At 69.6% G+C, this 12,938-nt stretch carries 13 protein-coding genes; 4 read left to right on the top strand and 9 right to left on the bottom strand.

Translation table 11 applies throughout. From position 1 onward, the window contains the following. The 8 genes from FCI23_RS50570 to hpnC form a co-directional block, all read right to left on the bottom strand. On the bottom strand, window positions 1-383 hold a 383-nt coding region (locus FCI23_RS50570; protein WP_169317379.1), incomplete at its 3' end, for a flavodoxin-dependent (E)-4-hydroxy-3-methylbut-2-enyl-diphosphate synthase. Then, window positions 380-1,414, bottom strand: a complete 1,035-nt coding sequence (gene hpnH / locus FCI23_RS50565) for an adenosyl-hopene transferase HpnH (protein ID WP_136730708.1) — start codon at window positions 1,412-1,414, stop codon at window positions 380-382. The genes hpnH and FCI23_RS50570, both read right to left, overlap by 4 nt. Before the next feature lie 5 nt (window positions 1,415-1,419). Continuing rightward, window positions 1,420-2,031, bottom strand: coding sequence for a phosphorylase family protein (locus tag FCI23_RS50560; RefSeq protein WP_136730707.1), 612 nt, complete (start codon window positions 2,029-2,031; stop codon window positions 1,420-1,422). Then, the gene (shc, locus tag FCI23_RS50555) at window positions 2,031-4,016 is read right to left on the bottom strand and encodes a squalene--hopene cyclase (RefSeq protein WP_136730706.1); all 1,986 of its coding nucleotides are present in this window, start codon (window positions 4,014-4,016) and stop codon (window positions 2,031-2,033) included. Before shc ends, FCI23_RS50560 begins: the two co-directional genes overlap by 1 nt. A gap of 100 nt (window positions 4,017-4,116) precedes the next feature. Next, window positions 4,117-5,238, bottom strand: a complete 1,122-nt coding sequence (locus tag FCI23_RS50550; RefSeq protein ID WP_136730705.1) for a polyprenyl synthetase family protein — start codon at window positions 5,236-5,238, stop codon at window positions 4,117-4,119. Further along, a complete protein-coding gene (locus FCI23_RS50545; RefSeq protein WP_246144830.1) occupies window positions 5,235-7,160 on the bottom strand; it encodes a hydroxysqualene dehydroxylase in 1,926 nt (641 codons plus the stop codon). Before FCI23_RS50545 ends, FCI23_RS50550 begins: the two co-directional genes overlap by 4 nt. 100 nt (window positions 7,161-7,260) lie before the next feature. Next, complete coding sequence (gene hpnD, locus FCI23_RS50535) at window positions 7,261-8,199, bottom strand: presqualene diphosphate synthase HpnD (RefSeq protein ID WP_136730704.1); 939 nt, start codon at window positions 8,197-8,199, stop codon at window positions 7,261-7,263. Then, window positions 8,196-9,095 (bottom strand): squalene synthase HpnC, encoded by a 900-nt coding sequence (hpnC, locus tag FCI23_RS50530; protein ID WP_136730703.1) that lies wholly within the window; start codon window positions 9,093-9,095, stop codon window positions 8,196-8,198. Before hpnC ends, hpnD begins: the two co-directional genes overlap by 4 nt. A gap of 480 nt (window positions 9,096-9,575) precedes the next feature. Between hpnC and FCI23_RS50525 the strand changes: the two genes are divergently transcribed. From FCI23_RS50525 to FCI23_RS57705, 4 genes are all read left to right on the top strand, one after another. Then, complete coding sequence (locus FCI23_RS50525; RefSeq protein WP_136730702.1) at window positions 9,576-10,661, top strand: ABC transporter ATP-binding protein; 1,086 nt, start codon at window positions 9,576-9,578, stop codon at window positions 10,659-10,661. Window position 10,662: 1 nt separating this feature from the next. Further along, window positions 10,663-11,475 carry an ABC transporter permease gene (locus FCI23_RS50520; RefSeq protein WP_136730709.1) on the top strand — a complete coding sequence of 271 codons (813 nt, stop codon included), beginning with the start codon at window positions 10,663-10,665 and terminating at the stop codon, window positions 11,473-11,475. A 2-nt stretch (window positions 11,476-11,477) separates the two neighbouring features. After that, complete coding sequence (locus FCI23_RS50515) at window positions 11,478-12,299, top strand: ABC transporter permease (RefSeq protein WP_136730701.1); 822 nt, start codon at window positions 11,478-11,480, stop codon at window positions 12,297-12,299. 114 nt (window positions 12,300-12,413) lie between these two features. Continuing rightward, on the top strand, window positions 12,414-12,560 hold the full coding sequence (locus tag FCI23_RS57705; RefSeq protein WP_169317378.1) for a hypothetical protein: 147 nt from the start codon (window positions 12,414-12,416) through the stop codon (window positions 12,558-12,560). 9 nt (window positions 12,561-12,569) lie between these two features. On the opposite strand, the gene FCI23_RS50510 is transcribed toward FCI23_RS57705, so the two are convergent. Continuing rightward, on the bottom strand, window positions 12,570-12,938 hold a 369-nt coding region (locus FCI23_RS50510), incomplete at its 5' end, for an ABC transporter ATP-binding protein (RefSeq protein ID WP_407646151.1).

The raw sequence follows: 12,938 nt of genomic DNA, 5'->3' as shown, positions 1-12,938 counted from the left end.
ACCTTGTCGTCGAACTGCCGGATATTACCCGGATTCACCCGCACCGCCGCACAACCCGCGTCAATCGCCGCGAACACGTACTTCGGCTGGAAATGAATATCCGCGATCACCGGAATCTGTGATTTGCGGGCGATCTGCGCCAGGGCGTCGGCGTCATCCTGCGACGGCACCGCCACCCGCACGATCTGGCACCCGGCGGCGGTCAGCTCGGCGATCTGCTGGAGCGTGGCATTGACGTCGGAGGTCAGCGTGGTCGTCATCGACTGCACCGATACGGGGGCGTCGCCGCCCACCGCCACCGGGCCCACCTGGATCTGGCGGGAGCGGCGACGGGGGGCGATCGAGGCGGGGATTTCGGGGATCCCCAGATCGACGGCGCTCACTTCTTCTGCGCCCGGTTGCCGGAGACGGTCTCGCGGACGGCCCGGATGGACTCCTTCAGCGAGCCCATCGTGGCGAGGACGGCGGTCGGCTCGTAGCCGCAGTGCGCCATGCAATTGGCGCAGCGGTCGTCCTTGCCACGGCCGTACTTGTCCCAGTCGGTCTCCTCGATGAGCTCCTTGTACGTGGTGACGTACCCGTCGCTCATCAGGTAGCAGGGGCGCTGCCAGCCGAAAAGGGAATAGTTGGGGATGGCCCAGGCGGTGCAGGGGAAGTCCGCCTTGCCCTCCAGGAAGTCCAGGAACAGCGGGCTGTGGTTCAGCCGCCACTTCTTCCGGTTGCCACCCCCGAACGCCTTCTTGAACAGCTCGCGAGTCTGTTCGACGCCGAGGAAGTGCTCCTGGTCGGGGGCCTTCTCGTAGGCATAGGCGGGCGAGATCATCATTTCATCGACCTGGAGATCGTCATTGAGGAAATTGAGCACCTCGATGATGGTCTGCGGGGTGTCGGTGTTGAAGAAGGTCGAGTTGGTGGTGACCCGGAATCCACGCCTCTTGGCCTCTTTGATCGCCTCGACGGCCTCGTCGAAGACGCCTTCCTTGGCGACCGAGGCATCGTGGCGCTCGCGCAGACCGTCGATGTGCACGGCGAAGGCGAAGTACGGCGAGGGGGTGAACTTCTCGATCTTCTTACGGAGCTGTACGGCGTTGGTGCACAGGAAGACGTACTTCCTCCGCTCCACGAGCTGCCGGACGATCTCATCGATCTGTGGGTGCATCAGCGGCTCGCCGCCGGCGATCGACACCATCGGTGCGCCGGACTCCAGCACGGCACCGACCGCCTGGGCGACCGGCATGCGCTGTTTGAGGACGCCTGCCGGGTGCTGGATCTTGCCGCAACCCTCACATTTGAGGTTGCAGGCGAAAAGAGGCTCAAGTTCCACGATCAGGGGGAACTTTTCACGCCGGCGGAGCATTTTCTGTTCAATGAGGTAGGTCCCGACGCGGATGGTCTGACGGAGCGGCATAGCCATCTAGCTCACCTCCAGTGGAGCGCAGTGGAACGGTGCCAGTCAAGAAAGGCAGGAAGAAGATCCTTTAGCACGCGGAGTGCGGTGAATCCGGTGCGCAGCGTGCCGACACGCACCAGTTCGTACTCAGGGGTGTCGACAACCACACGAGCTGCCGCTAGCCGGCGGACGCCTTTGGTGAGGGCGGCGCGCAGCATCGCGGCCGATTCCATGTCGACGGCGATGGCACCTGTGGCGCGGAGCGCGGACCGCTCCGCACCCCGTACGACATGGTCGGATTCGGCGAGCGGGCCGAGATGGACCGTGTGCCCGGCGGCCTTGAGGACGGCCGCCAGGGATTCGGCATGAGCCGTGCTGTCGGCGACGACGACATCGCCGGGCCGCATGCCCGGGGCGAGCCCCGCGCAGAAGCCGGAGGTGAGCACCGCCGCGTGCCGGAGCGCCGGGTCGTCCAGCGCCTCGGTGACGGCGCGCTCGGCTCTGCGGGGCCCCATGCCCGTGCGGAGTACGACCACGGGGGCGCTGGAGTCTGCCCTGCCGCGGGCGCCGGCTCGCAGTGCGAGGCGTTCGATGCGCAGCGCACAGACGACGACCAGCGGCGGAGCTGACGGATCGTCCATCAGACCCCCTTGGCGGCGTCGGCGAACGGCTCGCCGCGCACATACCGTCCCAGGGCGGTGAGCGGGAACACCAGGCGGTACAGGTGGTAGTTGATGGAGAAGTCCCGGGGGAAGCCGGTGCCGGTGAAGTACGGCTCCTCCCAGGTCCCCTCCTCGGTCTGGGTCCGGGCGAGCCAGTGCACCCCGCGCTCGACGACGGCGCTGTCCCGCTCCCCCGCCGACAGCAGGGCGAGCAGCGCCCAGGCGGTCTGCGAGGCGGTGGAGGCGCCCCGACCGACCCACTGGGCGGAGGAGTACGAGCGGAGATCCTCGCCCCAGCCGCCGTCCTCGTTCTGGACCGACTTCAGCCATGCCACGGCCCGCCGGATCGCGGGGTGGCTCGCCGGGAGGCCGGCCGTGATCAGAGCGGGAACGACGGATCCGGTGCCGTAGATGTAGTTGACGCCCCACCGGCCGAACCAGGCGCCGTTCTCCTCCTGTTCGGCGAGCAGCCATTCAATGCCGCGCCGGGTGTGCGGGTCGTGCTCCAGGCCGAGCGCGGCCAGCATCTCCACGACATGGGCGGTGACATCTGCGGACGGCGGGTCGATGACCTCGCCGAAGTCGCAGAACGGCAGCCGGTTGGGGAAGGGGCTGGTGTTGTCGGCGTCGAAGGCACCCCAGGCGCCGTTCTTGGACTGCATACCGATGTTCCAGCGCACTCCGCGCTCGATCGCGGACTTCAACCGGCCGGTGTCCGGGTGGTCGACGCGCGCCAGGGCGAGGACGACCTCGGCGGTGTCGTCGATATCCGGGTAGTTGTCATTGTGGAACTCGAACGCCCAGCCGCCGGGCGGTACTCCGGGACGCTGTACGGACCAGTCGCCGGACTTGGTGATCTGCTCGTCGAGCATCCAGCCGGCGGCCTTGACCAGGGCTGGGTGGTCGGCGGGGACCCCGGCGTCGGCGAGGGCGATGGTGGCGAGACAGGTGTCCCAGACCGGGGACTGGCAGGCTTCGATCATCCTGGTGTCCTTGTCCGGCCACACCGCGAAGCGGTCCAGGGACTCCAGCCCGGCACGCAGCACCGGGTGGTCGAGGTCATAGCCGAGCAGATGCAGGGCGATGATCGAGTAGACCGCCGGCGGCTGGATGCCGCCCCAACAGCCGTCGTCCTCCTGCCGTTCGATGATCCAGCGGGCGCAGGCCTTCATCGCGGCGCGGCGCAACGGGCGGATGGCCGACTTGCGGTAGACGTGCAGCGCCTTGTCCAGCCGCTGGAAGACCCCGTCCCAGCTCGTGAGACGAGCAGGCGGGCGCGGGGGGTTGGGGTTGGCCGGATCGGTGTGCAGCTCGTCGAGCGCGAAAGACGCGGGTCGTACGGGACGGTGAGCGGCGACGACCGTGAGCGGCACGATGGTCTGCCGGGCCCAGCAGCCGAAGGAGTAGATGTTGAGCGGCATCCACTTGGGGAAGTAGATGATCTCCGGTGGCATCTCGGGGAGATCCTCCCAGCGCCACCAGCCGAAGAGGGCCAGCCAGATCCGGGTGAACACCCTGGCGCGGGCGACGCCGCCCGCCTCGCGTACCCATGCCGCCGCGGCGGCCATCCGGGGTCCGGCCGGGTCATCCCCGGCGAGCCGCAATGCCACATAGGCCTCAACGGTGGCCGACACATCGCCGGGACCGCCGTGAAAGGTGGCCCAGGCGCCGTCTTCGCGCTGCTGGGCACGGATCCAGCGAGCGGTGGCCATGGTGATCCGCTCGTCCTGGATTCCGAGGAACTGACGGAGCAGTAGATCCTCGGCATCCATGGTGACGTTGGTCTCGAGGTCGCCCTTCCACCACCCGTCCGGATCCTGACGGGACAGCAGATGGGCAGCGGCGCGCTGCGCCGCATGCTCTGCCGCCTCCTTCGTACTCGGTCTCGCGCCCGTGTCCGTCTTGCTGGCCGATGGTTTGCCAGGGATTTCTGCACCCGGCGTTCCGTCGGTCGTCGCTGTCATGGCTTCCCCTTTGCAGTCGGTGTCTCTGCGGTGTTGGGGCTGCCGTCGGCCGCTACATAATTCCGGTCGGCGACGTACTGCGCTCCACGCCTCTTCTTCTTTACCTCTCGCGAACCACCACAAAATCCGCCAGACCCACGAGCTTACGGCGAACTTCGCCCGGCATGTCCATTTTGTCGAGCGCGGCGATTGCGGTGGCGTACTGCCGACGGGCTTCCCCGGATGTCCACTCACGGCCACCCGCCTCCTCGATCAACGCCGCGCGGGTGGCGAACTCTTCCTCATCGAAGCCCCCAATGTCACCAGTCTCTGACGAATCAGCAGCCTTCGCATCAGCGGCGAGCAGCGCAGCGAGCCGCTCGGAGGCCGGACCGCCGGCTGCCAGCGCCGCAACCACCGGGAGGGACTTCTTCCGCTGCCGCAGATCGCTCCAGGTCTGCTTGCCGGTCGCCGCCGGGTCGCCCCAGATGCCCAGCAGGTCATCGATGGCCTGGAACGAAAGGCCCAGGTGGTAGCCGTACTCCTCCAGCGCGTCGGCGTCCGCCTCCGAGGCTCCGCCGAGGACCGCGCCGATGGAGGCGGCGCAGGCCAGCAGCGCGCCGGTCTTGTTCCCCTCCATCTGCAGGCATTCCTCGACGGCGACCCGTTCCCGGTGTTCGAAGGAGATGTCCTGCGCCTGACCGTCGATCAGCTTGCGGGAGGCCCGGGTGAGCCGCCTGGTTGCCCGGCCTGCCTCGACGGTGCCCTGCTCCAGCAGGACCTCGTTGGCGAGGGCGAACAGCGCGTCGCCGACCAGGATCGCCAGGGCCGGGCCGTGCACCTTCCAGACCGTGTCGCGGTGGCGGCGCTGCTCGTCACCGTCCATCAGGTCGTCGTGCAGCAGTGAGAAGTTGTGCACCAGCTCCACCGCGACCGCGCCGGGGATGCCCACCTCGGCGGGGGCTCCCGCCGCCTCGGCGGAGAGCAGCGCGAGCGCCGGGCGTACGGCCTTGCCACCGTCGCCGTCGGCCGGATTGCCGGCGGCGTCGATCCAGCCGAAGTGATAGGCGGCGACGGTGTCCATCGGGGACGCGAGCCGGTCCACGGCCGAGCGCAGCACCGGCGCGGACAGAGTGCGGCCATGCTCCAGCAGCGTGGCCACGCCCACTCTGTCGACGCCGGCAGATGCCTGCTCGTTGGCAGCGGTCACGATCTCTCCTCTGATTGCACTGGTGGTGCTCATACCGACTCCCTGCCTACCCCTTCGAAATCGAGATCATGAGGGCGGCCGAGTGTGGTCAATGCCGCCACAGCGGCGTGCATACCGCTGCGAACCGCACTTTCCATGGTCGCGGGCCACCCGGTGGCAGTCCATGCACCGGCCAAATAGATGCCCGGCGCACGGGTGCGCGCCCCCGGCCGGAGCCTTCCGACTCCGGGCGCGGGCGCGAAGGTCGCGGTGCGCTCCCTGGTGACGAAGAAGTCCTTCACCGTCGCGCCCCGCGCGGCCGGAAGCAGCCGCTCCAGCTCGGGCAGGTACTTTTCGCGCAGCTCCGCGACCGGCAGGTCGATGTCGTCCTCCGCCGCGGACTGGGACAGCGCGATGTACTGGCTGTTCTCCGCTCCGGGGGAGTCCTTCATCCCGGAGTGCTCCGTGCGGTCGAACACCCACTGCACGGGGCTGCCGATCGCCGCGAAGAACGGCTGCCGCAGGACCTTGCGGTCATAGACGACATGCACATTCAGGATCGGTGCCGTGCCGATCTTCAGCAGTGCTCCGGGGTCCTCAAGAGCGCCCCCGGGCAGTAGCTCGTGCGCCTCGCGCTGCGGTACGGCGATGACCACCACGTCCGCGTCCAGCAGCTCCGTCCGGCCGGGGCCGGTCTCGACGGCGACCTGCCACCGGGCGCCGGCCGACGGCACGGCGGCGCTTCCGGCAGCCGTTTCCGGGCGGAGCCCCCGCTCCGGCACCGGGTCATGGCCGGGGGCACCGGTCGGCGGGGCGGTCCGGGTGACCGCTGTGGCGCGGCCACGCAGGATCGTACGGACGGCCGCCTTGTCCAGCGCGGCGCGGGCCCGGGTGTCATGCAGCTCGCCCAGCGGGACCGACGCCCAGCCGATGTCGGCGGCGCCGGGGTCGGAGAGCAGGCCGGTCTTGAAGACCATGGCGGCCAGGCCCAGGGAGGCGTGCTCGGCGGTGGCATTGAGGGTCGCGATGCCGACCAGGTCCCACAGTGCCTCGATCGTACGAGCCGACTGGCCGCGTTCGCGCAGCCAGCTCGCGAAGTCCACGTCGTCCAGGGCGGGATCCATCGGATCCAGGCCGCGCAGCGCGAGCGCCGCCCGCCCCACGGAGGCGCGCTCCAGGAGCGACAGGTGCGGGTAGCTCGCGAGGCTGGACGCCAAATGCAGCGGCACCGGAAGCGCGGCGCGGCGCAGCCGGCCAAGCCGCAGCCGGCCGGCCGCCTGGCTCGATGCCTCTTCGAGCACGGCGCCACCGGTGCCGCCCAGCAAGACGCCGAGACCCTGGCCCCCTCGCCGGCCGCCACCCAGGAGGCGCCGGAACCGGCCGGCCGGTGCCGGACGGATCCCGTCCGGCCGGTCCCGCAGGTTGGGCTCACCGCCGGCTCCGGCGGCAGCCCCCTCATCGCCGGACCCGTCAAGACCGGCGTCCGGCAGCAGGCCGTCGCCGGAAACGGCAATCCCCCGCCGCTCGGACGGCACGCCGGACGCACCGTCGTCACCGACTCCGGCCGCGCCCGGCTGGTTCGGCATCGCGGTCCGGCGCCGCCCGGTGTCGGCGGCCTCTCGGCCGGAGCGGTCAGGACCGGCGGCGAGCGTGGCCGGTTTGCGCCGGGCGCCGGGGTCACCGGCGCCCGGCGCGGCGGGTCCCGCGTCGAGGACGGGGACGTCGAGGCGGTCCTGGATGGTAACGAGGTCGCGGGCGGAGATGCGGTCGAGGAACCATTGGTAGGCGGTGCAGCAGCGCAGGAAGACATGCTGGCCGTTGTCGACGGTGAGGTCGCCGCGTTTGAAGGAGAAAGCGAGGCCGCCGAGGCGGGGGCGGCCCTCGACGAGGGTCACCGTCAATCCGGCGTCAGCGAGGGCGAGAGCGGCGGCGGTACCGGCGAGGCCACCCCCCACCACCACTGCGCGATCGCTCATGGCATCTCCTCTATTGCAGACAGTGACGCACGGAAGACGCGGACGGTTGCATCACTTTCCGCCCCATCCCGGGCGAAACAGGAAAGGTGAGAGGGGGAGATCACACACGCCTCCTGGCGGCGCGCCGGGTGTCGAATCCGGCGAGGCCGCGCACGGCGACGTAGGCCTTCTCACGGCCGGGCAGCGAAACCCTGCCACGCAGCACGGCCTCGGGGTCGGCGGCGATACGGTCGAGGAGGCGGCGGTAGATCCCGGCCATGGCGGCTACGCAGGCGCCACTGCGGCGGTCGAGCAGGGGCAGCAGCTGGTAGCCGGAGGCGAACAGCGAGCGGGCGCGGCGGACTTCGAACTCGATGAGGCCGGCGAAGTCGGCGCCGGGCGGCGGCGTGGCACTGCCGAACCCTTCCGAACAGCCGAATTTGGCGAGGTCGTTGGCCGGGAGGTAGGTGCGACCGCTGGCCGCGTCCTCGCGGACATCGCGGAGGATGTTGGTGAGTTGCAGGGCGAGGCCCAGCGTATCGGCGTGCTCGGGGGCGCGCTCGGCGCCGCGGACGCCGGGTACGGTGCCGAACACGCCGAGGGAGAGCCGGCCGATGGCCCCGGCGACGCAACGGCAGTACGCCGCGAGGTCGTCCCAGGTCTCGTAGCTCTCACCGCGCAGGTCCATCTGGACACCGTCGATCAGCTCGTCCAGGCCGCCGAGCGGGATCGGAAAGCGCCGGGCGGCGTCGGTGAGGGCGACGGCGACCGGATCGGTGTCGTCGTAGGCCACCGCGCCCTCGCGGACACGGCCGAGCAGCGCGCGGGTCTCGTCGAGGCGTTCCTGCTTGACGGCGGGGGCGAGGTCGCCGTCACCGATGTCGTCGACCCGGCGGGAGAAGGCGTACAGGGCCGACATGGCCTGCCGCTTGGCAGCGGGCAGGAGACGAATGCCGTAGGCGAAGTTGCGGGCTTCCAGCCCGGTGATGCTCTCGCAGTAACGGTATGCGGCGAGTACCGGTCCGGGCGTCTGGGCGGAACCGTTCACTGTCCGGCTCACCCCTCTCTTCGCAATGTGGACCCCACCTCGCGCAGCAGGCTGATCCTGGTGGCCTTGGGCGGTCCGGGCAGCACGTCGAAGCCCGCGTCCGCCACCGCTTTCAGCGCGGCACGGCCACCGCCCACAAAGCCTGCGAGCAGGAGTTTGAGTCTGCCGTGAACGCTACCCACCAACGGGGTGCCTTCATTCAGCAGGTCCCGGGTTCGTGTCGCTTCGAATGCCACCAGCGCCCGCACCTGCGGGCCTGCGGTCGGTGCGGCCAGGTCGGTTTCGGTGACGCCGAAGCGCTTCATGTCCTCGGCGGGGAGGTAGATGCGGTCGCGGCCGAGGTCCTCGGCCACGTCCTGGAGGTGCTCGACGATCTGCAGGGCCGTGCACACCTCGTCGGACCGTCGGATCCGCTCGGGGGTGGCGGTGCCGGTGATGCCGAGGACGAGCCGGCCGACCGGGTTGGCGGACAGTTCGCAGTAGGCGAGCAGGTCGTCGTACGTGGCATAGCGGCGGACCTGCTGATCCTGGCGGTTGGCCTCGATCAGGCCGAGGAACGGCGCCGGGGTGAGCCCGCAGCGGCGGACCGTGGGCCGCAGCGCCCGGAGGAGGGGGTGACGGATCTCGTCCTCGGCGCCGTCGAACACCCGGCGCAGGTCGGTCTCGAAGGCGTCCAGCATGGCGACCCGGTCGGCGGCGGCTTCGGCGGGCAGTCCCAGGCGGGCGGCGTCGTCACGGCCGCCGTTCGCCAGATCCCCGTCGCCGATGTCGTCGACGAGCCGGGCGAAGCCGTAGACCGCCATGAGGTCACCACGCCAGGCACGCGGCAGGAAGAACGGCGCTACGGGGAAATTCTCGCGGGCCGCCTTGTCCAGCACGGCGCGCGACTGCGCGTCGGCCGCGCTCACCGCGGGGTTCCCGCCGCCCGGACGGCGGTCGGAACACCTGGTCGGCGAGGGGTCCACATAGCCATTGCCGTCACATCCCCCGTTCTACACCGATTGCCAATTACACCCTATTTCGGACACGCCGCGCCCGCCCGCCACGCCTTGGCTAGTCCCACCACCCGAACTGAACGTACGGCGTATCGTCCGACAAGCGACGATTGCGCACCGCTACAGCTTACGGCGCGGTACCGGGCTCCACTGCGCCGGGGTACTGATGATCACCGGACACCAGCTCCAACATCGGGCCGGACTCGATCCTTCCCCGTGGAGCGAAGAATTCCGCCGAGCGGATGCCGTGAGCATGCCCGATACGCCTGGTGTGCGGCCCAAACCGTACCGTGGCTCCCTCAGAAATCGCTTGCACTCCCCGCGTCACCTGCGCGAGGCTCCCCAGGTCTGTACACGCGCCGCCCGGTCCGGGCGCAAGGGCCAGGGAGCGCAATGCCTGCCGCAATAACGGCACGGGGACTCACCAAGACCTTTCACACGACCAAGCGCCAACCGGGATTGCGCGGCGCGCTGCGCTCGCTCGTGGCCCCGGAGCGGGTCGCCAAGAAGGCGGTGGACGATGTGTCGTTCACCGTCGCCACCGGCGAACTCGTCGCGCTCCTGGGTCCGAACGGAGCCGGCAAGTCCACCACCATCAAGATGCTCACCGGGATCCTCACCCCCACCTCCGGCGAGGCCGAGGTCGTCGGCGTCGCCCCGTACCGCGAGCGGGAGCGCAACGCCCGCAATGTGGGGGCGGTTTTCGGCCAGCGCTCCCAGCTGTGGTGGGACCTGCCCGCCCGGGAGTCCTTCGCGATCCTCCGCGACATCTACAGCGTCGGCGAGAGCGAGCACACCGCGCGGCTGCGCGAGTTCGACGACCTGCTGGACCTCTCGTCCTTCTGGGACACCCGCATCCGCCATCTCTCCCTCGGCCAGCGCGTGCGCTGCGACCTCGCAGCCGCACTGCTGCACGATCCGCCCGTCGTCTTCCTCGACGAGCCGACGATCGGAATGGACGTCGTCGTCAAGGAGCAGGTGCGGAACTTCCTGCGGTACCAGGTCGAGACCCGCGGCCGCACCGTGCTGCTCACCACCCACGACATGACCGAGGTCGCCCGGCTCGCCGAGCGCGTGGTGCTGATCAACCACGGGCGGATCGTCCTCGACGGCCCACTGGCCGAGATCCGGCGCCGCTTCGGCCGCACCTGGCAGGTGCACGCGACCGTCACCGGGCCGGAGGCAGCGCTCTGTCCCGACGGTCTGAAGATCCTTCGTACCGAAGGCCCGCGCATCGTCTTCGGCCCGGACGGGACCGCCACCGGTCTCACCCCGCACGAGGCGCTGAAGCGGATCATCGAACGGTACGACGTCGCCGACGTCGGCATCGAGGAGAGTGACCTCGAGGACGTCATGCGTGCGGCCTATCTCCGGCAGGACGACCAGGACACCGAGGACACTACTGAGGACGCTGCGGACACCGAGGGCGCCCCCCAAGGCCTCCAGGACGCGCAGGACACCGTCGGCGGGCGTGTCTGACATGACCGCCCCCGCACTCCCCCGCGCCTGGCGGACCGCCCGCATCACCCCGCTCGCCGAGATCCTCGCCCCCGGCCGGGTCGCCGCCACCGCTGTCCGCATGGCCGTACAGGTCTTCCTGGTCGTCTGCCTGTGGCGGGCGCTGTACGCCCACACCACCACCAGCGCGGGTCTCGGACGCGAACAGGCGGTCAGCTACGCCGTGATGGCCGCGCTGGCCACCCGCATCCGCGGGCTGGACCGCCGCGCCGCCCGCGACACGGTGATCCAGCACATCCAGTTCGGCACCATCGTCTACTGGTTCCTGCGGCCGCTGGCACCGCGCCGCTACTACCTCTACCGCGCGGTCGGCGATCAACTCTACGGCTTCGCCTGGGCCCTGGCCGCCTACACGGTGTGCCGCCTCGCCGGAGTGCTCGGACCGCCCGCCTCGGCGGGGGCCGGCGCCGTCTTCGCACTGAGCCTGTTCCTCGGGCAGACGGTGCTGTACCAGCTCACGCTCCTCATCGATCTGCTCTGCTTCTGGACGCTGCGCAATGAATCCGCCCTCATGATCCTCGTATTCGCCCAGAATCTGCTCTCCGGCGCCTACGCGCCGCTCTGGTACTTCCCCGGCTGGTTCAGGGCCATGAGCACGGCCCTGCCCTTCCAGTCCACCCTCAACATCCCGCTCTCCATCTACATCGGACGCATCCAGCTCTCCTCCGCACCGGCCCAGCTCGCCGTCCAGGCGGTGTGGGTGGTGATCCTCGCCCTGCTCACCCGGCTGCTGTGGCGCAGGGCGGCCGCCCGAGTCGTCTCCCAGGGAGGGTGACCATGTCTGCTGTGCGTGTTTTCTTCGCCGACTGGCGCGTCGCCCGGCGGATCATCGGAGTCAACTTCCGTGCCCGGGCCGAATACCGCGCGGAATTCCTGATGGGTATCGGGATCGGGGTGATCTGGCAGGTCTCGATCATCGTCTTCGCGACCGTGCTGCTCGGCCGTTTCCCCGGGATGGGCGGCTGGCCCAGCGACGCGGTACTGCTCATCGCCTCGATGCGGATGTTCAGTCATGCGCTGCATGTGCTGTTCTTCGGCCGCGTCACCTACCTGGCGTCCCTCGTCCAGGAGGGGATGATCGACGGCTACCTCCTGCGTCCCCTGCCCGTCCACCGCCAGGTGCAGCTCGCCTTCTTCCCCACGAACGCGATCGGCGACCTGCTCGTCGGCGTCTCCATGTTCACGGGCGCCGTCGTGAATATCCACCTCGAATGGACTCCGCTGAGGATCGGCTACGTCATCGCCGGAATCCTCGGCGGCATGCTCGTCGAGGCCGCCGTCTTCACCGCCCTCTCCAGCTTCCAGCTGCACTTCCCCTCCGCCTCCTACTGGAGCAGCTGGACCGAGGAACTGCTCGCCACCTTCGGCAACTACCCGCTCAAGATCCTGCCCGGGGTCGTCAGCGGAGCCTTCACCGTCCTGCTGCCCCTGGCCTTCATCGCCTACTTCCCCGCCGCCGTCCTCACCGGCCACACCTCCGGCCTCGGCGTCCCGGGTGCCGTGGCCGCGGCCTCACCTCTCATCGGCCTCGCGGCCTACGTGGGCTCCCGGTACCTGTGGAACTGGAGCCTGCGGCACTACAGCGGCGTCAACGGATGAGGGAGGAAACCCTGCGAGCATGGCGCGGGTGATGAACATAGAGATCAACGGCTGCCCGGCGAAGGTCGAGGACGTGCACCGGGTGGCGACCGGGCTGACAGCGGACGCCCTCCCATGCTGCGGGCGGCGGCTGCGACGAACTCGCACTGCCCCAGCCAGCCGCTGGCCCGCATCGGCGAGGTGGCCTTCCCCGGCGACGACGGTGCGCTGGCCGACGCCATGAACACCGCCTGGGCCGAGGTGCCGTGGGAGGTTGTTTAGGGGCGCCGACTATTTGCCGGTGAACTCCTCGTAGGCCGCGATGACTTCCTCGGTCGGGCCGTCCATGCGCAGCTCGCCCTTTTCGAGCCACAGGGCGCGGTCGCAGGTGTCGCGGATGGATTTGTTGTTGTGGCTGACCAGGAAGACGGTTCCGGCTTCCTGGCGGAGTTCGCGGATGCGGTCCTCGGAGCGTTTCTGGAATTTGCGGTCGCCGGTGGCCAGCGCCTCGTCGATCATGAGGACGTCGTGGTTCTTGGCGGCGGCGATGGAAAAGCGCAGCCGGGCGGCCATGCCGGAGGAGTAGGTGCGCATCGGCAGTGAGATGAAGTCGCCCTTTTCGTTGATGCCGGAGAACTCCACGATGCCGTCGTACTTCTC

It is taken from the genome of Actinacidiphila oryziradicis (assembly GCF_005047355.1).
Classification (GTDB): Bacteria; Actinomycetota; Actinomycetes; order Streptomycetales; family Streptomycetaceae; genus Actinacidiphila; species Actinacidiphila oryziradicis.
The sequence above is the reverse complement of the archived record's forward strand: the minus strand, read 5'-3'. Positions and strand labels throughout refer to the sequence as shown.